Below are 20,223 nucleotides of genomic sequence, written 5' to 3'. Positions count from 1 at the left end.
ACACCCAGCTGGCCGCCGCCCGCCGCGAGGCCACCAACCCGGCATGGCAGGACGAGTACCGCCGCTGGCGTCCCCCGGTAGAACGCGGAATCGCCTGGCTGGTAGCCCACGGCAACCGCCGCGTGCCCTACCGCGGCGTGACCCGCAACGACNCCTGGCTCCACCACCGCGCCGCCGCACTCANCCTCCGCCGGCTGATCAACCTCGGACTCNCCCACACCAGCACCAACGGCTGGACCCTGACCGCCGCACCCCCTTAAACCACGGCCATCCACCCCCACCAGCACCCCGCAAGATTTTCGTGATCTTCTAGGCCGCGCGGACGGCGGCGAGGGCGTGGCGGGCCTCGTCGGCCCAGTGGGTGGCACCCCAGCGTTCGGCGACCGTGAGCGCGTGCCGGAAGTGGTCGGCGGCGTCGAGGGACCGGCCGAGAAAGGCGGCGAGAGCGCCGAGGGTGTGGGCGACCGGCCGCAGCGCCAGCGACAGGCTCAGGGTGCCGGGTAACTGTCCGCGCAGCGGTAGCAGGTCGGCGTACATCGCCCGGGCGAGCGGACGGTCCGCGACGGCGATGGCCGCCTCGGCGCGCAGGACACCGAGGGCCGAGAAGAGGAAGTCGGGTCGCAGGGCCGGGGCTCCGGCGTGCATGCGCGTGGCCTCGGCGAGCCGGCCGTCCCGGGCCAGCGCGAGCGTGAGCAGGTCGGTCACGACCGGACCGTGGGCGGCCAGCAGATCGTCGGCGCATGCGGCGAACTCGGCCATCCGGCCCTGCGTCAGGCGCAGGGTGGCGAGGGCCAGGAGCTGGAAGCCGGCGGCGTGGATCGACCCGTGGCGGAGCATCCGGGCGCTCGCCTCGGTGTACCGGCGCTCGGCGTCGTCGAGGTCGCCGGCGATGTGCGCGAGCATCGCCTGCGCGTACTCGCCGACGCCCTCGGCCTCCGGCATCCGGTATAGGCGAGCGAGGTTCATCCCGTCGGTGACGAAGCGCCGGACGTCGGCGACGTCGGAGTCGGCGACCGCCGCGATGGCCCGGATGAAGTTGCCGAAGGAGTGGTAGGCGGGCAGGTCGTGCCCGACGCCGAGCGCGATCAGCTCCTGGCCGACCCGGGCCCGCTGCNGCCAGTCGGACTCGTTGTTGCGCACCCGGGCCAACGCGGTGAGGGCGAGGGCGCGCAGAGCGGGATCGTCCACGGCCGCGGACAGTGCCACCGCCTCCTCGGCGGCCCGGCGGGGCCGGGCGTCGTCCTCGCCGGCGAGCTCGGTGGTCAGCGCGTCCAACAGCCGGCAGCGCACGGCGGGGTCGAGACCGCGCCGCTCGAGCAGGCGGGTGAGCACCGCGACGGCGGGCGCGTCCACGGTCCCGTAGGGCCGGCTCTGCCAGGGGGTCGGTTCGGTCCAGGCCGTGAAGGCGGCGATCAGCAGGTCCTCGCGGCCGGCCGCCTCGGCGTGATCGACGGCCCGTTGCCGGGTGGCGCGCGCGGCCGCCACCGCGCCGGCCCGCACCTGCGCCCGCAGCAACCGGCCGAGCAGCCGCACCCGCTCGGCGTCGCGATCATTCTCCTGGGACGCGTGGTCGTCGGCGGGAATGTCGTCGGCGGGAATGCGGTCGAAACCGTCGAGCGCGTCCGCGAGTAGCTCCGCCGCCGTGTCGTGGGCGTAGCGGCGTTCGGCGGACTGGGCGGCCCGGACCGCGTAGTCGACGGCGCGGCGAGCCGTCGCCGCCGAGGCGGCCCGGAGGTAGTGGTGGGCCAGCGCGGGGGTGTTGTCGGGCTGCAGCCGCTCGAGGGCGGCGCCGAGCCTGGCGTGCATGCGCGTGCGGCGCAGCCGACTGAGGTCGGAGCTCAGGGTGTCCCGGACGAGAGCGTGGGTGAACCGGACCCGACCGGGTGCGGGCTCGGTGAGCAGACCGGCGATGAGCCCGGCGTCCAGGGCGTCGAGCACGCCCTCCTCGTCGGTGCTGGCCGCGTCGATGAGCACCTCGACGTCGGCCTCCCGGCCGGCGACGGCGGCCAGTCGCAGCACCGCCACCGACGCCTCGGGCAGGCGTGCGAGCCGCCGGCGGAGCACGTCACGCACGCCGTCCGGGACGTCGGACAGCGCGACGAGCGCCCCCTCGCTGGCGAGCAGGCGGGCGCTCTCCCGCACGTAGAACGGGTTTCCGCCGGTGCGTTCGGCGAGGGCCAGCATGGTGTCNGCGTCGACGGGCCGCGGGCAGAGCGCGCCGACGACGTCGGCGATCGCCGCCCGCGACAGCCCACCCAGCGCCAGGCGCCGTGGTGAACGGGTGGCCAGCCGGGCGAGCGCCTCGCTCAGAGCCGGGCCGGCCTCCCCGTCCCGGTAGGCCGCCAGCAGCAGGATCGGCGCGTCGGTCACCTGCGTACCGACCGCGCTGAGCAGAGCCAGGGTCTCCGCGTCGGCCCAGTGCAGATCGTCCAGGATGATCGCCAGTGGTCCCGCTGGCTTCCGATCGGCAACCACTCGCAGCCAGGCGGCGACGGCCTGGTGTAGCCGGAACCGGCCGGCCGAGGCGTCGACGTGGTTCCGGCGGTCCGCGTCCATGGGCTGGTAGTGGCCTGGCGGATGGTCGGGCAGCTGGTCCGACAGGAGAGGTTCGAGGAGCTCGGCCAGCTCGGCCGGCGGGGGAGCGGTGTCGGCCAGCGCGCGCAGAGCCTGCAGCCACGCCCAGGCCGGGGGAGCTCCTTCTGCCTCGAGACACTGCCCGGTGACGACCAACCNCCCGGTTGTGGTCAGCCGGTGGCGCACCTGCCGCAACAGCGCGGACTTCCCGGCTCCCGATTCGCCGCTGACCAGGACGATCCTCACCCGGCCGGCATCGATGTCGGCGGCCCGGACCTGGGCGGCACCAACCTCGGCGGCACCAACCTCGGCGGCGACGTCCGCCAGCGCGGCGAGCTCCCGCTCGCGGCCGGCGAACAGCTCGGCGCTCGCAGTGGCGGCCGCCGGCGGCTCGGGTGCGGAGGGGGGTGGCGAGGGGGACGCCGAGGGGGGCGTCGTCGCGTCGAGGAACTCTCGGTCCTGCCGGAGGATCGCCTCCTCCAGCCGGGCGAGTTCGGGTCCTGGGTCCAGGCCGAGTTCCTCGGCGAGCCGCCGACGGGCGCGGCGCAACGCGTCGAGGGCGTCGGCCTGTCGGTTGCTGCCCCACAGGGAAAGGGCCAGTAGTCGCCAGCCCTCCTCCCGCAGGGGTTCACGCCGGGTGAGCGCATCCGCGAGCCGCACGGCGGCGGCCAGGTTGCCGTCGCGTAGCTCGGCGGCGGCGAGCATCTCCCGAGCCTCGACGCGAAGTTCCGCTAACCGGGCGATCTCCGCGGTGGCCCAGGACTCGTCGGCGACCTCACCGAAGGCGTCGCCGCGCCACAGCGACAGGCTCTCGGAGAGCAGCGCCCGGGAGGCGGTGCCGGCGGCGGAGTTCCGCCGGGCCTCGCGCAGCAGCGACTCGAACCGCCAGGCGTCCACTGCCTCCGGGCCGAGCGCGAGGGCGTAACCCGGGTTCGCGCTGATGAGGATCGTCGCGGGTGTCCTCGGCGGCCGGGCCGGCTCCAGCAGCCGGCGCAGATTGGAGACGTAGGACTGCAGGGAGGTCACGGCCTTGGCCGGCGGTTCGCCGCGCCACAGGTCCTCGATCAGCCGGTCCACCGAGACGAGCTCACCGCGGGCGACGACCAACCGGGCGAGGACTGCCCGCTGTCGCGGTCCGCCCAGGGCGACGGCGCGTCCACCCACCTCGACCGCCAGCGGGCCGAGCACTCGGATCCGGACCATCGCGTACCGATCCTATCCATCCGGTCCTGTCCCTCCGGCGAGACGGCTCCAACTCAGCTCCACGAGCGCTCCAAGTGTCGCCGCCGATGCTGATCCCAGTTCAACCGAACAGTCCGAACGCGATCCAGAAGGGTCGCGCACCGGAAAGGCCGCGGACCCGGAAAGGCCGCGGACCCGGAAAGGCCGCGACCGAGGGAGGAACACCGTGACCACTTCCGCAGCCCCTGACACCGACGTGGAACGCCCGAACACCCAGGAGATGAAGATCATCCACCGGGCGTTCCGCCGCGAATCGCGATTGCTGGCCGAGCTGACGGCCCGGGTTCCCGCGGGCGACACCGCCCGGGCGCGGGTCCTCGCCGNCTACTTCCGGTGGTACCAGTTGGGCCTCGGCGTCCACCACCACGGTGAGGACGAGCTGGTCTGGCCGCTGCTGCTGGCCCGCCTGGACCTGGGCGCCGACGTCGTGCTGCGGATGGAGGCCCAGCACGAAGAGGTGGCCGCGAGCCTCGCCCGGGCGGAAATCGCCCTGGCCGCCTGGGAGGCCGGCGCGGACCCGTCGGCTCGGGACGCCCTCGTCGAGGCTCTCGTCGAGCATCGGGCGGCATTGATCGAACATCTCGACGACGAGGAATCGCACCTGTTGCCGCTCGCCGCCGAGTATCTCAGCGTGCCGGAATGGGCGGCCCAGGGCGAGCACTTCCTCGCCAACACCCCGAAGGACGCGCTCCTGACCCTGCTGGGCGCCGTGTTGGAGGACGCGCAGCCGGATGAGCGCAAGGCGTTCCTCGCCGGGCTTCCGCTGCCGGCCCGCATCATCTGGTTCTCGGTCGGCCGGATCCTCTACGCGGCCCACGTGCGGCGGATCCGGGGGAACTACCGGCCCGTTCCCGCAGCCGTCGACAGGCCGAGTGCCGTCGACAGGCCGAGTGCCGTCGACAGGCCGAGTGCCGTCGACAGGCCGAGTGCCGTCGACAGGCCGAGCACCGCCGACGGAGCGGCTCCCGCGACCAGATCGGCGAGGTAGACCATGACAACCGTTGCCTATGTGCTCTCGTGGATCGTCAGCGTCACCATCATCTTCATCGGAATACGCTTTCTGCTCGTACCCCGGGCCGCGGCCGCCGCCTTCGGTGTCGCCGTGCCGGCGGACATCGGCCAGGCCGACGCCTATTTCGCGGTCAAGGGGATCCGGGACATCGCGTCGGGGCTCGTCCCGATAGCCCTGATCCTCGCCTCGACGCAACAGGCGGTCGGCTGGTTCATGCTTATGATCACCGTCGTCCCGATCGGCGACGCCCTGATCGTGCTGCGCCACCAGGGGCCCAAGGTCACCGCCTACGCCATCCACGGCCTCACGGCGGTGCTGCTGCTCATCACCGCGGGCCTTCTGCTGGCCTGACGGGCTCGGCTCGGCCCGGCCGGGGCGGCGATGCCGACGTCAGGTGGGTATCGACTCCGACCTGTCGCCGGGACGCCGGGCCCGGCCGGCCTCCGCCGACGTCGGCGGAAGATCCCTCGGATCATCTTCCGGCCCGAGGCCGAGAGGATGCGGACTCGCGCCACCCGGGGACTGGGCGTCGATGCGTCGCCGCGTGGTGGAGAGCCGACCGGCGATCAGCTCGAGGACCCCGGCGGCGATGCCGACGTGGGTCGGGTCCAGCTCGGCGATGGCCGTATCGAGCAGGTCGCGGCGGGCGGCGTGGACGCTGTCGAGCGCGTGCCGGCCGCGATCGGTGATGTGGATGAGGTGGATGCGAGCGTCGCGGGGCTCGCGCCGCCGGCTGATCAGGCCGTCACGTTCGAGCCGCTTGATCCGCGGGGTGACCGAGGAGACGTCGACGCCGTGGCAGGCGGCGACCGCGGAGACGGGCATGGGGCCATGCCCGTCGAGGTACTCCAACAGCGCCCACGAGGCGGCGGGCAGGTCGAAGCCGGACCGCCGCGCGAGGTCGTCGACGGTGGCGCGGTCGGCGAGGATCCGCGCCACGTCCGCGAGTGCCCGCTCAAGGGCGGCGAGGGCGGTCGGCGTCGCGGGTGCGGGCGCGGGGTCCATCGGTCCACGGTAGAGAGGCGCGACGCGAGACCACAAGTTGGGACCAACCAACTATCGACTACGGTGGAGCGGTGAGCATCGCCGCCATTGCCGCAGACGACGCCGTCGGAGGCCACGGGCTCGGAGGCCGCGGGTGAGGCTGTCCATCGTGGAGCTGGGCACGGTCGCGCCGGGCACGGACGAGCGGCAGGCGCTCGTCGACGCGGTCGAGACGGCTCGGCACGCCGAGGCCTGGGGCTTCCACCGGGTCTGGTTCGCCGAGCACCACCTGAGCCGTTCCGGCGCGTCGCACCACCCGGAGCTGCTGATCGCGGCCGCCGGCGCGCGGACGTCGACGATCCGGATCGGGTCCGGGACGGTGCTGATGAACCATTACAGCCCGTTCAAGGTCGCCGAGATGTTCGCCCAGCTCGAGGCGATGTACCCGGGCCGGGTCGACTTGGGCATGGGACGGGCGACCGCCGGGCCGGTCATCGACCTGGCGTTGCGGCGCGACCGCCGGCAGCCGACGCAGGACGACCACACCCAGCAGGTCGCCGAGACGCTGGCCTGGCTGTATGAGGCGTTCCCGGCCGGGCATCCGTTCACCGGCAACCCGCTGATCCCGTCGGTGCCCGGGGTGCCGCAGACCTGGCTGCTCGGGTCGAGCCCGTCCGGGTCGAACCTCGCGGCCGGACTCGGTATCGGGTACGCCTTCGCCGGCTTCATCAACCCGGCGGGCGCGGCGGCGGCGCTGCGGCACTACCGCGAGCAGTTCCGTCCCCAGGGGTTCGGGCTGGCCGAGCCGCGGTCCATCCTGGCGGTGAACGTCACCGTCGCCGAGACCGAGGCGCAGGCGCGGCGGCTGGTCGGTTCGGCGAAGGGGTTCTACGCTCGACTGCGGCGTCAGGGGGGCGACGCGGTGCTGCCGAGTGCCGATGAGGCCGCCGCGGAGCTCACCGACGCCGAGCAGGAGCAGCCGACCCGGATCGTCGACGGGCGGTGGCCGCAGTTCGTCGCCGGCGACGTCGACGGGGTCCGAGCCACACTGGAGCGGATGCTCGCGGAGAGCCGGGCCGACGAGCTGATGGTGCAGAACCTCATCGCCGACCCCGCCGACCGGCGCCGCTCCCACGAGCTGCTGGCCGCCATGTTCGACCTCCAGCCCGCCGCGGGCGTGGCGCCGGCGGGCGCGCACCCCGACCTGAGCGGCACCCCGACCTGAGCGATACCCCGACCTGGCCGACGGCAGGCCGCCTGAGTGGCAGCCCGCCAGAGTGGCACCCCGACTGAGAAACCGAGAAGAGGACATTCTGATGGCATCGGATCTCGAACGCACGGTGGGCGTCGGCATCGTCGGCCTGAGCGCCAACGGCGGCTGGGCGGCCGGGGCGCACGTGCCCGCGCTGGCCGCCGTCGACGGCTTCGCGCTGCGGGCGGTCGCCGCCAGCAGCCCGCAGTCGGCGCGCGCCGCGGCCGAGGCCCACGGCGTGCCCGCGGCCAGCGGGAGCGTCGAGGAGTTGGCCGGGCGCGACGACGTCGACCTGGTCGTCGTCTCGGTGAAGGTGCCGCGCCACCGCGAGCTGGTCCTGCCCGCGCTGGCGGCGGGCAAGGCGGTGCTGTGCGAGTGGCCGCTGGCGGCCGGTCTCGACGAGGTCCGGGAGCTCGTCGAGGCCGCCGCGGGCGTGCGGTCGTTCGTCGGTGTGCAGGGGCGCTTCGCCCCCGCGGTGCGCTACCTGCGCGACCTCGTGGCCGACGGGTACGTGGGCGAGGTGCTGTCGACGACGCTGGTGGGCAACGGCGGCGTGTGGGGACCGGTCATCCACCCCGGCGGTGAGTACCTGCTCGATCGAGACCTGGGCGCCACCATGCTGACGATCCCGTTCGGCCACACCGCCGACGCCGTCGCCAGCGTGCTGGGGGAGTTCGCCGACGTCGTCGCCACCACCGCGACCCGGCGGCCCCAGGTCCGCAACGCCGAGACCGGCGCGTCCGTCCCGATGACCGCCGAGGACCAGATCGCCGTCTCCGGCACCCTCGTCGGCGGGGCCGTCGCGAGCATCCACCTGCGCGGCGGGACGCCACGCGGCACCAGCTTCCTGTGGGAGATCAACGGCACCGACGGCGATCTCCAGGTGACCTCGTCGACCGGCAGCCTCAACTACGGCCAGATCACCATCCTCGGCTCCCAGGGCGGCGAGCCGCTCGCCGAGCTGACCACGCCGGCGTCGTACGACGCCTTCCCCGCCCTGGCCGGGCAGCCGGCCGCCGCCGTCGCCCACGCCTACGCGCAGATCGGCCGCGATCTCGCCGAGGGCACCACGGTGGCGCCCGACTTCACCCACGCGCTGCGCCGCCACCAGCTCCTCGACGCGGTCTCCCGGTCCGCCGCCACCGGCCGGCGCGTCCAGGTTCCCGAGAAGTGACGTCCTCTCCCGGCGGAGGCGTCAGGGCGGGGCATCCACGCCGACACCATGGTGAGCCGTCGCGTAGGACGGGACCGGGCGCCCGCGCGGCGGTGCCCGGCCCCGCCGGTGCGCAGGGCGGGCAGAGGAGGTAGGCATACAGGGGTGAGCACACCCGAGCCGGCCGAGTTCCCGGCCTCCCACCGCGACCTGATCGACAACCCGCTGACCGGCGTCCTGACCACGATCGGCGCGGGCGGTCGGCCCCAGTCGACCGCCGTCTGGTTCCTCCCCGACGGGCCGACGGTCAGGGTCTCGATGATCAGTACCCGGCAGAAGCTGGCGAACCTGCGACGCACCCCGGTGGCGACCCTGTTCGTGTTCGACCCCACCAATCCGGGGCGCACCCTGGAGATCCGTGCCGACGTCGAGCTCGTGCCCGACCCGGACAAGTCCGTCCTGGCCCGGATGACGGACCGCTACGGCGCCGACTTCGCCCGGCTCAGCGCCCTCGACCCCGAGCGGACCACGGCCGTGCTGCATCCGCGCCGCGTCGTCGTCCGCGGCTGAGGCCGGGCCGCGGCAGGCCGGGCCGCGGCAGTGCGGGCCGCGGCAGTGCGGGCCGCGGCAGTGCGGGCCGCGGCAGTGCGGGGTCGGAACAGTTTCCCGATCGGCAAGGTTGGAGACGGCGCGTGGCGAGGCGCAGGTGCCTCGCCCCGGTCGTCGAGGAGCGCGGACCATGAAAATCGGGATCATCGGGGCGGGTCAGATCGGCGGGACGCTGACGCGGCGGCTGAGCGAGCTCGGCCACGAGGTGCGGGTGGCCAACTCGCGCGACCCGCAGACCCTGGCGGAGCTCGCGGAGCAGAGCGGGGCCACGGCCGTGTGGGCGGCCGACGCCGCCGAGGACGCCGACGTGGTCATCATCAGCATCCCGCAGAAGAACGTTCCGAACCTGCCCGCGGGCATCCTCAAGGGGGCGAAGCCGGGGGCGCCGGTGATCGAGACGAACAACTACTACCCCCAGCAGCGCGACGGCCGCCTTGACGCGATCGAGGCCGGCACCACGGAGAGCGTCTGGGTCGCCGAGCAGATCGGCGCGCCGGTGATCAAGGTGTTCAACGGGATCTTCTGGAAGCACCTGCTGGAGCGTGGCCGGCCGAAGGGCGCCGAGGGCCGCATCGCGCTGCCGATCGCGGGCNCGGACGGCCCCGGCAAGGAGCTGGTGTTCGCGCTGGTCGACGAGCTGGGCTTCGACCCGGTCGACGGCGGCACGCTGGCGGAGTCCTGGCGTCAGCAGCCCGGCACCCCGGTCTACGGCGCGGACCTCGACGCCGCCGGCACCGTCAAGGCCCTGGCTGCCGCCTCCCCGGACCGCCCGGCGGACTTCCGCGCCTGACAGCAGCCGCCGCGGACTCGACCGCGTCAGCCGACGGTCCCGCGCCGCCGACGCCGGTGGCGCCGGTGGCGCACTGGCCGCAGGGCCCTACCGTGAGAGGTACGGGAGGGTCCGCGACCGGACGGTCTCCGGCAGGCGGGGACCGTCGGAGCGCACCCGGTCCGGGAGGTCTGCATGCCGACCGCCGCCCTGCGCACCGTCAATCTTCCGTCCGGCGAACCGATCCCCGCCTTGGGCCTGGGAACCTGGCGTTTCGCCGAGGATCCCCGCCTGCGCGATCAGGAGATCGAGGCGATCCGGACCGGGTTGGATCTCGGGATGTCCCTGATCGACACCGCGGAGATGTACGCCGACGGGGCGGCGGAGGAGCTCGTCGGCGAGGCGATCGACGGCCGCCGCGAAGGCGTGTTCCTGGTGAGCAAGGTGCTCCCGCAGCACGCCACGGCGCGCGGGACGATCGCCGCCTGCGAGGCCAGCCTCGCCCGGCTGCGCACCGATGTTGTCGACCTCTACCTCCTGCACTGGCGGGGGCCGGTCCCGCTGGCCGAGACGCTGGAGGCGTTCGCCGAGCTGGTGGAGGCCGGCAGGATCCGGCGCTGGGGGGTCAGCAACCTCGATGTGGAGGACATGGCGGAGCTCGTGGAGCTGCCGGGCGGCGAGGCCGTGCAGACCGACCAGGTGCTGTACAACCTGAACCGCCGGGGCACGGAGCTCGACCTGCTTCCGTGGTGCCGCGAACGGGGAATCCCGATCATGGCGTATTCCCCGCTCGAGCTCGGCCGCCTGGCCCACGAGCCGGCGCTCACCGGGATCGCGACCAGCCATGGCGTGACACCGGCCCAGGCCGCGCTCGCCTGGGTGCTGGCGCAGGAAGGCGTGGTCGCGATCCCGCGCTCCCACGATCCCCGCCACGTCCGCGAGGACCGGGAGGCTCTCGACCTGCGGCTGGCCCCCGACGAGCTCGCCGACCTCGACCGTGCGTTCCCGCCGCCGCCCGAGCCGGTGCCGCTGGAGATGCACTGAGCCCGGTCGGCCCGCAGGCCGGCCGGCCCCGCCGCGGGTCGGTTCCCCGGGTCGGCGGCGGTGGTCACCTTCTCCGCTATAGCGGCACTTCTCCTGTCCTGCCAGGAAATGTCTCCGCCGGTTCTTCCGCCCGGGGAGCCGTGTTTGGAGCGAGCGTTCCTGGGCAGATGCGCGTTGTCGATGTTTTCTCGGTGTGATTCCGATCCCCTGGCCCGGAGACGGGCCTTCGACGGGGGGTTTTCGCGCCATGCACCCGGACGACGACCCACCACGGCGCCGAAGTCCGGATCACGCGATACGTGGCGAGTTGGCGACGGTGCTGCCCGACGCGCTCGCCGAGTTCGAGTCCATTCTCGGTCATACTCCAGAGCGAATTTCGGGGGTGCGGAGGACGGACGACGGTTGGTCGATCCTGGCGGATGTCGTGGAACTGGATCGCATACCGTCCACGACGAGCGTGCTGGCTACGTATCGGCTCGATGTGGATGCTCGCGGCGCGCTCGTGGGTTATGAGCGCCTACGACGATTCGTTCGGGGTGCTACCGACTAAGTTCCCTTGACCGTGCCAGGACCGCTGATGACCGTCGATCGAAGCCTCGCCACCGGGCCGTCTCGGGCACGGGCGTGGAGTGGGCCACGTTCCGACTCCCTCGCGGATGTGCTGGAACGGGTGCTCGACAAGGGCATCGTGATCGTCGGTGACGTGGTCGTCAGTGTGCTGGACGTCGAGCTGCTCACCCTGAAGCTGCGACTGTTCATCGCCTCGGCGGACACGGCCCGCGAGATGGGTCTGGACTGGTGGACGGCCGATCCCTTCTTCAACTCCAAGGCACGCTCGTTGCGGGAGGAGAACGAGGAGCTGCGCAGCCGGCTGGCGGCCCTGGAGGCCGCCGGCCGTATGCCTGCGACCGAGGTCGGGCGGGGTCTGCCGGACCGGGCCGCGGTCGAGGCGCCGGCGAGGATGGTCGACGAGCGGCGATGGGCGGCCTCTGCCCCGGTCGCCGCCGCCTCTCGACGGCCGTATCTGCCCTGGGCCGATTCCGTGGCAAGCGGAGGAGCGGTGAGCGCAGGAGCGCCGGACGCGACGAGGGGGGAGAGCCGCCATGCCCGCGGCGAGCGACGCTGACAGCCTCGCCGCCCTTGCCCGACAGCTCGCACCCGGCGTGCTCGAGGAAGCCGTCTCCGAGGCGCGCAGTGTGGCCCGGCGCCAGGTCGCGCAGCGCCTGGCGCAGGAGATCACGCGGGTCGTGTTCGACGCGGGGGTGCCGGGACTCGCGCAGGGGTGGACGGCCCTCGCGGAAGGGCTGCCGGGCGAGGCGCCGCCGAAGCCCGACGAGGGGCTGCCGGGTGAGCGCGGGCTCGTGCGGGAGGCCGAGGTCCCCACCGACGACCGCGTGTCAGACGACCGCGTGTCAGACGACCGCGTGTCAGACGACCGCGTGTCAGGAGACCTCGCGGTCCCGGGCGGTGAGGGGACTGCGGCCGCATCCACGGGCGGGTCTCGCGGGCGCGGTTGCGGCGTCGACGTAGACCACGGGCTGTACGCCTACGGGATCGTCCCGGAGCAGAGCCGGCACGTGTCCGATCTCGAAGGTCTGGTGGCCGGGACCGAGGTGCGCGCCGTGGTTCGCCCGCCGGTGGCCCTGGTGGTCTCCGACATCGAGCTCGCCCTGCTGCGTGACCTTGAGGAGGACGTCTCGGAGACGGGACGGCTTGCGGACCTTGCCCGCCGGCACGATCAGGTGCTGCGGGCGTTGGCGGAACGCGGTGGGGTGCTCCCGCTGCGTTTCGGCACGGTCCTGCCGGACGCGGAGCACGCCTACGCGGTGCTCGATGATCCGGAGCAGACGCTTTCCCGCACGCTGGCCCAGGTTCAGGACACGAGGGAATGGGGCCTACGGGTCGACGCGCCTCAGCCGGTGGCCGACGCGGCGCCTCTCGACCAGCCCATCGATCTTCCGGTGGAGGTGGCGGGACTCGCGCCGGGATCGGGGACGGCCTATCTTACGGCCCGGCGCCGGGAGATCCGGGCGCAGGAGGCACGCCGGGAAGAACTCGGCACGCTGATCGAACAGGCGGACGAGGAACTGACCGCCTTCGCCCGGGACACCGCGCGACGCCGGGGCGGCCGGGTCGGGCGGATGCTCGACTGCGCGTACCTCGTGCCGCGCTCGGCCGACGAGGAGTTCCTCGCGGCGGCGCGGACGCTGGTGCGGCGACTGACGCAGGCCGGTCTCGACGCCGAGATCACGGGGCCCTGGCCGCCGTACTCCTTCGTGCACGTCACCCTCGGCGGTGGTGCGGATGGCGGCGGTGGTGGGGATGGTGGTGATGGGGATGGCTGAGTCGGGTCGGAGGTGCGAGCCGGGCGGCGGGCCCGTTCCCCGGGGCCGGGCCGGTGTCGCCGGTCTGGTCCGACCCCGCACCCCGGCCACCGCCGGCACGCCCTGCTCTGCGGCCCAGCCGCTCGCAGACCTGTTGGACCGGCTCGTGGATCGCGGTGTCGTGATCAGTGGAGACGTCGTGATCGCCCTGGCCGGGGTCGACCTGATCCGGCTCGATCTGCGGCTGCTCCTCGTCGGCATCCAGACGGCCGTGGAGGGTGCTGGGGAGGTGGCGGAATGAGTGGTTCCGGCGGTGCCGGTCGCCCGTTGCGCCTCAACGCCGACCCGGACCAGGTCGGTCGAGGTCTGGGACAGCTCGTCGTGGTCGTCCTCGAACTGCTGCGCGAGGTCCTGGAACGCCAGGCGATCCGCCGGATGGACGGCGGCGAGCTGACGGTGCAGCAGCTCGACGACCTGGGCCAGGCACTGATCGAGATCCGGCACAGCCTCGAGCGGGTCCGCACCTCGCTCGGTGTCACCCAGCGGGAGGCCGACGACGCCGTCGCCCGGGCGCGTCGCCTCGTCGAGACCGGCTCCGAGGCGGTCCCGGACCGCGGGCCGATGGCACCCACGCGGCGCTCCGCCCGATCCTGCGCCGACCAGCAATCCTGTCAGAAGGCGAGGTCAGCGCCATGACCGTTGCCAGTCGTCCGATCAATCGAGCTCCCCAGCCGAGCAGTCTTGCCGACGTCCTCGACGTGGTTCTCGACAAGGGGATCGTCATCGACGCCTACGTTCGCGTCGCGCTGGTGGGAATCGAGATCCTCACGATCGACGCGCGGATCGTCATCGCCAGCGTCGATACCTACCTGCGGTTCGCGGAAGCGGTGAACCGGCTCGATCTGCAGCCCAGGGAGCAGGTCGCCGGACTTCCCGGGCTCATGCACGAGGTCACCGAGGGCACCGCTCGGCACAAGACGAGCGGAGCACTCGCTGGACTCAAGGACACGGCCGAGGACGTGGTCGACGCTCTGCGCGGCGCGCCCGCCGAGGAACGTCGCGGGCGGGACCTGCCGGCAGGTCGCGAGGCCCCGGCAGAGCGCCGCGGCGGCAAGAAGGAGTGAGGGCCATGCCCGTCATCGTGTATGGCGTCACGCGAGCGGGGCATCCGGCTCCCGAACCCGCCCCGCCCGGCCTTGGACACCCCCCGGAACCGGTGCATCTGGTGCGGTTCGGGCCGTTGTNGGCCGCGGTGAGCTGCACCGCCGACGTCGGGGTCCTCGGCGACCAGGAGGCGGTGCACCATCTGGACATCCTGCAGCGGCTGCTGGCGCGAGGCCCCGTGCTGCCCCTGCGGTTCGGCACGGTCGCTCCCGACGAGGATGCCGTGCGCGAGGAGGTCCTCGCGCCGCTGGTCGAGGTGATGCCGGAGCGGCTCGACGCCGTCGATGGTCTCGTGGAACTGCGTCTTGACGTGGACGAGGACGAGCAGTCCGCGTTGCAGGCGGTGCTCCCCGGGTCGCCGGCGGCCGCGTATCCGCCACCGGACGATCTGGACGAGCGGATCAGGTTCGGGCAGGAGATCGCCGAGCTGGTCGTGCAGCGGCGGCAGCGGCAGGCCGACGAGATCCTCAGTGAGCTGCAGCCGCTGGCCCGCTCCGATCGGCCGAGACGGCGACACGGCGGGGCGGAGGATCCCGTGCTCAGCTGGGCCTTTCTGCTGGCCGCCGACGACATCGAGACCTTCGACGCCGCGGTCGCGCGGCTGCGTCGGGCCCGACCGGAGCTCTCGATCGAGTACGTCGGGCCGTTGCCCGCCATCGATTTCATAGAAATCCCCACCATCACCCGGGCTTCAGCGGCAGGACCCGCCGACTCGTTTGCGGGCACCGGCCGCTGGGGCTGGGGACCGGAGGGGGACGAACGCAAGGGAGATGACCAACCGTGAGCAATGCGAAGATCGCCGCGGCGCTCGTCGGTGGCTACGTCCTCGGCCGGACCAAGAAGGCGAAGGCGGCCATCGGCGTGGCGCTCTGGCTCACCGGACGCAATCACGATCCCAAGGATGTCCTGCGGGATCAGGCCGTGAAGCTGCTGAAGTCCCCCCAGGGCGAGCAGCTGCTCGCCCAGGTGCGCGGGCCGGTCGTGGAGGCCAGCCGGCGCGCCGCCCTGTCGGTGTACGAGGCCCAGGTCGAGCGTCTCACCGAGAACCTGCAACAACGTACCCAGCAGTTCACGGAGACCCTCACGGAGAAGGGCGGCACCACCGCGAAGGCGGCGGCCGGAGCCGTGAGCGACGTCCTGAAGACAGTGCCCGGCGCCGGCGGAAAGACCGACGAGCAGGCACCCGCGGGACAGGAGACGGACGGCGGCCCCGGCGATCAGGCGGACGGGACCACCAGTGATCAGGCGGACAGCGGCCCCGGCGATCAGACCGAGGAATCCGACCAGGGGCCGGCGGAAGCGGAGCAGGAGGAGGCGGAGACCGAGGAACAGGGGCCCGACGACGGTGATGAGGGCCGCCGCCCCGCCGGCCGTGCCCCCGCACCCGATCGCGGCGCTCGTCGTCGCCCTCTCATGGCGGAAGCCGAGTGACGGCAGATCGACGAGGAGGGGACATGACGCAGACGACTGCGAAGCAGACGGGCATCATCGGCGCCNTGCGCGAGAACCCGGCGACGAAGAACCTGGTCGACCAGGCGAAGAACCTGGCGAAGGCGCGGGGTGCCCAGCTGGTCGGGAAGACGACGGAGCGGCTCACGTCGAGTACGGAAAAGCTGAACGTGCTCGCCGACCAGGGTGGTGCGGTCTCCGCGCTCAAGGCTGGTTCCCAGCAGCTGGCCAGTGGGAAGTCGCCGCTGCGGGCCGCGTTCGCGACGGCGGCCTCGGCGGCGAAGGACAAGGTCACGTCGGTGCTGCATCTCGGTGGCAAGGGGTCCGGTGGAAAGGGTGGGCCGCCGAAGGCCACGAACATCGAGGAGACGATCGACGTCGGGGTGCCGGTCTCCGTGGCGTATGACCAGTGGACGCAGTACCCGCAGTTCTCCCGCTTCATGAAGGGTGTCGAGGCGGTGGACGCGAAGAGCGAGACCGAGCAGAACTGGCGGGTCAAGGTCTTCAAATCCCGCCGGACCTGGGCGGCCAAGGTCCAGGAGCAGATACCGGACCGGCGGATCGTGTGGACCTCAGAGGGCCCGAAGGGCTCCACCAAGGGAGCCGTCACGTTCCACCCGCTTGCCGACGACCTGACCCGGGTGCTGCTGGCCATGGAATACTATCCGTCCGGACTCATGGAGAAGATCGGTAATATCTGGCGGGCCGGTGGTCGACGGGCCCGGCTCGATCTCAAGCATTTCCGCCGCTACATCACGATGCAGGGTGAGGCGAGCGGTTCGTGGCGGGGTGTGATCCGCGACGGCGAGGTCGTCCAACAGCCCGACGAAGGAGAACAGGGCGCGGAGGAGTCCGAGGGCACGCGGGACGCCGACGACGCGGCCGACTCGGGCCGCGGCGACGCCGGGCGGCCCGCGGGCGCGACACCCGGGCCCTCGGACGAGGACACCGGCGGCGAGTCCGAACAGACCTCCGACGCTGAAGCCAGGCCCAAGGCGTCGGTCGGCGGCTGATCGTCCATGCCGGCGGGACGTGCCGGAGGGTGATCTCGGCAGGCGGGCCGGGCCCGACGCCCGGGAGCCTCGTCGTCGCCGGCGAGGCTACGGCCGCGCGCAGGGCACGCGGTCAGGGCACGCGGTCAGGGCACGCGGTCAGGCCGGGGCTCCGGCCAGCAGGGCCTCGATCTGTCCCAGGGCCTCGGACATGCCCTCGACCATGCCCATGGACACCATCTGCTCCATCGCCTCGGACGAGGGGAAGGTGCTCTCGATCGTCATCACGGTCGCCGACTCGCCGTCCGCGGTGAGCTGGACGCGAACGATCGTGGTGGGCAGGTCGAGGTTGGGGCGGCCCGAGTCGTCGGCGAAGCCGTCCTCGAACTCCAGCCGGTGCGGGACGTCGACCGTCCGGACGCGCCACCAGCCATAATGCTTGTCTCCCTCCGGCCCGGTCATGAAGTACGTGACCGAGCCGCCGGGAGCCAGGTCGTGGTCGACGACGGTCGCCGGGTACGTCGGCGGCCCCCACCACCGCTCGAGCTGGCGCGGGTCGGCCCAGATCCGCCACACTCGCTGCGGCGGCGCCTCGAACCTGGAGCTGATGGCGAGACTGAGGGCCTCAGGATCCTTCTTCACGTCGATCACGGTCATGCGCGTCGCTCCTCGCCGTCTGCTCGTTCGTTGTCTGCTGGCCTGCCGTCTGCCGTGTCGCTGCTGGCTGTGTCGCTGCCTGCCCTGTCGCTGCCTGCCATGTCGCTATCGGATGGGTCGCTGTCGAACGGGTCGGGTTCGGCGAGGATCGCGGCCATCCGGTCGATGCGTCCCCGCCACAGAGCCGCGAGCTCGTCCAGCAGCCGATGAACCTCGCGCAGTGCGTCCGCGTTGCCCCGCACGCGCTGCTCCCGACCCTGCCGTCGCTTCGTGACCAGCCCGGCGCCCTCCAGTACCGCCACGTGCTTCTGAACGGCCGCGAAGCTCATCGGGAACCGCCGGGCGAGCTCGGAGACCGAATGCTCACCGGTCAGGGTGAGCGCCACGATCTCGCGCCTCGTCGCGTCGGCCAGGGCATGGAAGAGGCGATCGGCGTGCTCGACGGGGCCCTGATCTACAACCATTGAGTTGTACGTTAGCGGACACCGGCGAGCGAGGCAAGACGGGCGACTCCGGAACCGTCGGTCCGTGCGGTGGCCGCCGACCCGCCCGCCCCGCCCGCACCGGTGCTGCCGATGATGCCGGGCACGCTGGCGCGGATGACCCATGGCTACGTTCGGCGCGGCACGACCAGCCTGTTGACCGCCCTCGATCCGGTGTCGGGGTCAGTGATCGCCCAGACCTACCGGCGGCACCGCCACCCGGAGGTCCTGCGTTTCCTCAAGCTGATCGACTCCTCGGTCCCGGTCGGCTACGACCTGCGCCTGATCTTGGACAACTACGCCACCCGCAAGACCCCGGCAGTGAAGAACTGGCTGCTGCGCTACCCGCGGCTCCACCTGCGCCTCGCCCCGACCTCGGCGTCGTGGATGAACCTCGTCGAGCGCTGGTTCGCTGAACTGACCACCCGCAAGCTGCGCCGTTCCACCCATCGCCGTGTCGTCGAACTCGAAGCCGACATCCACAAACGGATAAACGCGTGGAACAAACGAAAGGTCCCGCGACAAGCATCTGTCACCCCGGCCTGCGATCAACCAAGAAACGTGGGACGCGGTGTGATGATGCAAGAGTATTCTTCCGAGTAGAGTCGCCGTTGCGCATCCGGGAATGGGAGTGTGTCTGCGGGGCGGTACATGATCGGGATGTGAAAATGGCGAGGACGGTCGGCTTCGGGGGAGGGTGGTCGTCCGCGCGGGGACGGCCGGCCGGTCTGCGGTCCGCATCGCCTTGCCGGCCGGCCGCCACGACCCACGCCCAACCCGTGGCTGTCGCGGATGCCCGGTACGCGCCCCTCATCCGGCCCTCATCCGGCGGTTGTCCGCGCGGTGCCGCCGCCGGGACGTCACAGTCGACGATCCCCGGTCAGCCCCGGGCGAAACCCCGACGGTCGCCGACCCGCTCAGCCGCGGATGAGCAGTACGACGGCTGCGGTCACGCCGCCCAAGGCGACGGCGCCGACGGCGACGTCGAGGCGGTTGTCGCGCAGGACGGGCAACCGGGCGTCGACCGAGAGGCGACCCGGGCCGGTCAGGGCGAGGGACAGGGCGGCCATGGCGATCAGGATCTCGTACTCGATGCCGTCCGGTACGAAGAAGCCGCCGCCCCAGCGGGTCGCCATGGCGTTGATGAGCGTGCCGAGAAGCGCGGCGGCGGCGAGCGGGGTGAGCAGGCCGAGGGCCAGGCCGATTCCGCCGAGGGTCTCGGTGAGCCCGGCGACGACGGCGAAGGCCCGGCCCGACGGGTAACCGGCGCTGGTGAAGAACGCCGCAGTGCTGTCGAGGCCGCCGCCGCCGAACCAGCCGAACAGCTTCTGGGTGCCGTGGCCGGCCATGGTGACGCCGACGGTCAGGCGCAGCAGGAACAGGCCGAGGTCGAACCCCATCGGCGCCGGACGTCGTCGTGCCTTCTCTGCGCGTGCGTCGCCTGCTCCGATGATCGCTTCGTCTCCCGTCCGGCCAGGGGCTGCTTGGTGCGCATCCAATGTCATTAACGCATCGTATACAAGCGATCACTTTTCGCATCCGCTGCTCCGGCCACGATCGACCCCTGGGGAGGGATCACATCCGGCTGGATGCGTCGAGGTCCTCGTAGAAGTCGCGGACGGTCTGTGCGGTGAGCGACGTCCCACGTCCCACGTCCCGAGGCGCGAACGCGGGCCGGTGCACGCCGGGGATACTCGGGGTTGGCCCGCACCACACCGGGCGGTGGCGACCTCGGCCCGGCGGGCCGACCTGGAGGAGCGTCGGATGAAGTCGTCGGCCCGCCTCGGCCGCCCGGTGAACGCCGACGCCGAGCGCACCCGGCGGCGCATTCTGCTCGCGGCGATGACGCATGTGGCCGAGGTGGGGTACTCGAGGGCGACGATGAAGTCCATCGCCGAGCAGGCGGATCTGACGAGCGCGGCGATCTACCGGTACTTCCCGTCCAAGGCGGATCTGGTCCTCCAGGCGCTCGACGACGTCTTCGCCGACGTGGTGGGGCGGCTCGAGGCGGCGGCCTTCTCCGCGGGGGGTTTCCGAGACCGCCTGGTCGCGTTGCTGGAGGAGGCCCTCGCATGCATGGCGGATCACCCCGCGATGACCCGTTTCGAGGCGAGCCTGCTGTTCGAGTCGACCCATTCCCCGGAGTTCGCGGCCGCGGTGGGATACCGCCGCCACACCGAGGAGACGCTCTACCGCCGGCTGGTCGTCGAGGCGGTCGAGGTCGGTGAGCTGCCCGGCGGCACCTCCGTCCAGGCCATGGTCGACCTGCTCACCTCGGTGAGCTGGGGGTTGACTCATCTGTCGGTGACCGCCACGGCCGACCGGCATCGGGCGGCCATCCGACTGACCGAGTCGCTGCTCGCCCAGGGGTTCCCGGTCGGCTCCTGAGCCCGCCCCCACCCGGCGGGGACCCGCTCGCCCAGCGCGAACCCGCCCGCGCCCCGCATCGGCACCGGCCCGCGTCCCGCATCGGCACCGGCCGGCGCCCCGCGTCGGTACCCGCGCGGCTTCGCGTC

At 72.4% G+C, this 20,223-nt stretch carries 21 protein-coding genes and 7 pseudogenes; 22 read left to right on the top strand and 6 right to left on the bottom strand.

Features of this window, described 5'->3' with window-relative positions:
• Positions 1-152, top strand: a pseudogene (locus UK82_RS39115) (transposase); the annotation flags it as partial.
• A 2,039-nt stretch (positions 153-2,191) separates the two neighbouring features.
• Here the strand turns inward: UK82_RS39115 and UK82_RS39110 are convergent.
• Positions 2,192-2,732 (bottom strand): annotated as a pseudogene (locus UK82_RS39110) (AAA family ATPase); the annotation flags it as partial.
• Position 2,733: 1 nt separating this feature from the next.
• On the bottom strand, positions 2,734-3,777 hold a 1,044-nt coding region (locus tag UK82_RS39105), incomplete at its 3' end, for a BTAD domain-containing putative transcriptional regulator (protein ID WP_236706231.1).
• Between the two features lie 259 nt (positions 3,778-4,036).
• Here UK82_RS39105 and UK82_RS39100 point away from each other — a divergent pair.
• The 3 genes and pseudogenes from UK82_RS39100 to UK82_RS20960 form a co-directional block, all read left to right on the top strand.
• Positions 4,037-4,139 (top strand): annotated as a pseudogene (locus UK82_RS39100) (hemerythrin domain-containing protein); the annotation flags it as partial.
• Between the two features lies 1 nt (position 4,140).
• Positions 4,141-4,804 (top strand): hemerythrin domain-containing protein (locus UK82_RS20965; RefSeq protein WP_236706230.1); only part of this gene is annotated, 664 nt, incomplete at its 5' end.
• Positions 4,805-4,807: 3 nt separating this feature from the next.
• A complete protein-coding gene (locus UK82_RS20960) occupies positions 4,808-5,179 on the top strand; it encodes a DUF4267 domain-containing protein (protein WP_044885006.1) in 372 nt (123 codons plus the stop codon).
• Positions 5,180-5,218: 39 nt separating this feature from the next.
• Here the strand turns inward: UK82_RS20960 and UK82_RS20955 are convergent, their stop codons facing one another.
• Positions 5,219-5,833 (bottom strand): MarR family winged helix-turn-helix transcriptional regulator, encoded by a 615-nt coding sequence (locus UK82_RS20955; protein ID WP_082121839.1) that lies wholly within the window; start codon positions 5,831-5,833, stop codon positions 5,219-5,221.
• A gap of 133 nt (positions 5,834-5,966) precedes the next feature.
• Here UK82_RS20955 and UK82_RS20950 point away from each other — a divergent pair, with 133 nt between their 5' ends.
• From UK82_RS20950 to UK82_RS39085, 16 genes and pseudogenes are all read left to right on the top strand, one after another.
• A complete protein-coding gene (locus tag UK82_RS20950) occupies positions 5,967-7,037 on the top strand; it encodes an MsnO8 family LLM class oxidoreductase (RefSeq protein WP_044885005.1) in 1,071 nt (356 codons plus the stop codon).
• Between the two features lie 91 nt (positions 7,038-7,128).
• Complete coding sequence (locus UK82_RS20945) at positions 7,129-8,238, top strand: Gfo/Idh/MocA family protein (RefSeq protein WP_044885004.1); 1,110 nt, start codon at positions 7,129-7,131, stop codon at positions 8,236-8,238.
• Between the two features lie 144 nt (positions 8,239-8,382).
• Entirely contained in the window at positions 8,383-8,787 is a 405-nt protein-coding gene (locus UK82_RS20940; protein ID WP_044885003.1) for a PPOX class F420-dependent oxidoreductase, read from the top strand.
• A gap of 136 nt (positions 8,788-8,923) precedes the next feature.
• Positions 8,924-9,418 (top strand): annotated as a pseudogene (locus UK82_RS20935) (NADPH-dependent F420 reductase); the annotation flags it as partial.
• Position 9,419: 1 nt separating this feature from the next.
• A pseudogene (locus tag UK82_RS43025) lies at positions 9,420-9,616 on the top strand (NADP oxidoreductase); the annotation flags it as partial.
• Positions 9,617-9,790: 174 nt separating this feature from the next.
• Positions 9,791-10,639, top strand: coding sequence for an aldo/keto reductase (locus UK82_RS20930; RefSeq protein ID WP_055408846.1), 849 nt, complete (start codon positions 9,791-9,793; stop codon positions 10,637-10,639).
• A 247-nt stretch (positions 10,640-10,886) separates the two neighbouring features.
• Complete coding sequence (gene gvpO, locus UK82_RS20925; protein ID WP_082121838.1) at positions 10,887-11,189, top strand: gas vesicle protein GvpO; 303 nt, start codon at positions 10,887-10,889, stop codon at positions 11,187-11,189.
• A gap of 27 nt (positions 11,190-11,216) precedes the next feature.
• Positions 11,217-11,765 (top strand): gas vesicle protein, encoded by a 549-nt coding sequence (locus UK82_RS30740; RefSeq protein WP_082121837.1) that lies wholly within the window; start codon positions 11,217-11,219, stop codon positions 11,763-11,765.
• Entirely contained in the window at positions 11,743-12,984 is a 1,242-nt protein-coding gene (locus tag UK82_RS20915; RefSeq protein WP_055408844.1) for a GvpL/GvpF family gas vesicle protein, read from the top strand. The genes UK82_RS30740 and UK82_RS20915 overlap by 23 nt, the downstream gene beginning before the upstream one ends.
• Entirely contained in the window at positions 12,944-13,264 is a 321-nt protein-coding gene (locus tag UK82_RS41610; RefSeq protein WP_313949820.1) for a gas vesicle protein, read from the top strand. Before UK82_RS20915 ends, UK82_RS41610 begins: the two co-directional genes overlap by 41 nt.
• On the top strand, positions 13,261-13,659 hold the full coding sequence (gene gvpK / locus UK82_RS20905) for a gas vesicle protein GvpK (protein ID WP_082121836.1): 399 nt from the start codon (positions 13,261-13,263) through the stop codon (positions 13,657-13,659). Before UK82_RS41610 ends, gvpK begins: the two co-directional genes overlap by 4 nt.
• Positions 13,656-14,087: a gas vesicle structural protein GvpA gene (locus UK82_RS20900; protein WP_044885000.1), complete on the top strand. Its 432-nt coding sequence runs from the start codon at positions 13,656-13,658 to the stop codon at positions 14,085-14,087. The genes gvpK and UK82_RS20900 overlap by 4 nt, the downstream gene beginning before the upstream one ends.
• Positions 14,088-14,092: 5 nt before the next feature.
• Positions 14,093-14,207: pseudogene (locus tag UK82_RS39090) on the top strand (gas vesicle protein GvpFL); the annotation flags it as partial.
• Between the two features lies 1 nt (position 14,208).
• On the top strand, positions 14,209-14,911 hold a 703-nt coding region (locus UK82_RS20895), incomplete at its 5' end, for a GvpL/GvpF family gas vesicle protein (protein WP_236706228.1).
• Complete coding sequence (locus UK82_RS20890) at positions 14,908-15,558, top strand: hypothetical protein (protein WP_044884998.1); 651 nt, start codon at positions 14,908-14,910, stop codon at positions 15,556-15,558. The genes UK82_RS20895 and UK82_RS20890, both read left to right, overlap by 4 nt.
• Positions 15,559-15,746: 188 nt before the next feature.
• A complete protein-coding gene (locus UK82_RS39085; RefSeq protein WP_313949821.1) occupies positions 15,747-16,589 on the top strand; it encodes an SRPBCC family protein in 843 nt (280 codons plus the stop codon).
• 138 nt (positions 16,590-16,727) lie between these two features.
• On the opposite strand, the gene UK82_RS20880 is transcribed toward UK82_RS39085, so the two are convergent.
• Both UK82_RS20880 and UK82_RS20875 read right to left on the bottom strand, forming a co-directional pair.
• A complete protein-coding gene (locus UK82_RS20880; RefSeq protein ID WP_044884996.1) occupies positions 16,728-17,225 on the bottom strand; it encodes an SRPBCC domain-containing protein in 498 nt (165 codons plus the stop codon).
• Entirely contained in the window at positions 17,222-17,611 is a 390-nt protein-coding gene (locus UK82_RS20875) for a helix-turn-helix domain-containing protein (RefSeq protein ID WP_236706227.1), read from the bottom strand. Before UK82_RS20875 ends, UK82_RS20880 begins: the two co-directional genes overlap by 4 nt.
• A gap of 174 nt (positions 17,612-17,785) precedes the next feature.
• Here UK82_RS20875 and UK82_RS20870 point away from each other — a divergent pair.
• Positions 17,786-18,226, top strand: a pseudogene (locus UK82_RS20870) (transposase); the annotation flags it as partial.
• A 398-nt stretch (positions 18,227-18,624) separates the two neighbouring features.
• Here the strand turns inward: UK82_RS20870 and UK82_RS20865 are convergent.
• Positions 18,625-19,212 carry a DoxX family protein gene (locus UK82_RS20865; protein ID WP_052681055.1) on the bottom strand — a complete coding sequence of 196 codons (588 nt, stop codon included), beginning with the start codon at positions 19,210-19,212 and terminating at the stop codon, positions 18,625-18,627.
• A 259-nt stretch (positions 19,213-19,471) separates the two neighbouring features.
• Between UK82_RS20865 and UK82_RS20860 the strand changes: the two genes are divergently transcribed.
• Positions 19,472-20,095 carry a TetR/AcrR family transcriptional regulator gene (locus tag UK82_RS20860; RefSeq protein ID WP_055408860.1) on the top strand — a complete coding sequence of 208 codons (624 nt, stop codon included), beginning with the start codon at positions 19,472-19,474 and terminating at the stop codon, positions 20,093-20,095.
• The last annotated feature ends 128 nt before the right edge of the window (positions 20,096-20,223 follow it).

The sequence above is a fragment of the Frankia sp. ACN1ag genome (genome assembly GCF_001414035.1).
Lineage (GTDB): Bacteria > Actinomycetota > Actinomycetes > Frankiales > Frankiaceae > Frankia > Frankia torreyi.
The sequence above is the reverse complement of the archived record's forward strand: the minus strand, read 5'-3'. Positions and strand labels throughout refer to the sequence as shown.

What these genes read in the sequence shown, in the direction of transcription:
- UK82_RS20960 (WP_044885006.1), top strand. Translation starts at nt 4,808, where the DNA reads ATGACAACCGTTGCCTATGTGCTCTCGTGGATCGTCAGCGTCACCATC.
- UK82_RS20900 (WP_044885000.1), top strand. Translation starts at nt 13,656, where the DNA reads ATGACCGTTGCCAGTCGTCCGATCAATCGAGCTCCCCAGCCGAGCAGT.
- UK82_RS20945 (WP_044885004.1), top strand. Translation starts at nt 7,129, where the DNA reads ATGGCATCGGATCTCGAACGCACGGTGGGCGTCGGCATCGTCGGCCTG.
- UK82_RS20955 (WP_082121839.1), bottom strand. Translation starts at nt 5,833, where the DNA reads ATGGACCCCGCGCCCGCACCCGCGACGCCGACCGCCCTCGCCGCCCTT.
- UK82_RS20860 (WP_055408860.1), top strand. Translation starts at nt 19,472, where the DNA reads ATGAAGTCGTCGGCCCGCCTCGGCCGCCCGGTGAACGCCGACGCCGAG.
- gvpK (WP_082121836.1), top strand. Translation starts at nt 13,261, where the DNA reads ATGAGTGGTTCCGGCGGTGCCGGTCGCCCGTTGCGCCTCAACGCCGAC.
- UK82_RS30740 (WP_082121837.1), top strand. Translation starts at nt 11,217, where the DNA reads ATGACCGTCGATCGAAGCCTCGCCACCGGGCCGTCTCGGGCACGGGCG.
- UK82_RS20930 (WP_055408846.1), top strand. Translation starts at nt 9,791, where the DNA reads ATGCCGACCGCCGCCCTGCGCACCGTCAATCTTCCGTCCGGCGAACCG.
- UK82_RS20880 (WP_044884996.1), bottom strand. Translation starts at nt 17,225, where the DNA reads ATGACCGTGATCGACGTGAAGAAGGATCCTGAGGCCCTCAGTCTCGCC.
- UK82_RS20915 (WP_055408844.1), top strand. Translation starts at nt 11,743, where the DNA reads ATGCCCGCGGCGAGCGACGCTGACAGCCTCGCCGCCCTTGCCCGACAG.
- UK82_RS20865 (WP_052681055.1), bottom strand. Translation starts at nt 19,212, where the DNA reads ATGACATTGGATGCGCACCAAGCAGCCCCTGGCCGGACGGGAGACGAA.
- UK82_RS41610 (WP_313949820.1), top strand. Translation starts at nt 12,944, where the DNA reads ATGGCGGCGGTGGTGGGGATGGTGGTGATGGGGATGGCTGAGTCGGGT.
- gvpO (WP_082121838.1), top strand. Translation starts at nt 10,887, where the DNA reads ATGCACCCGGACGACGACCCACCACGGCGCCGAAGTCCGGATCACGCG.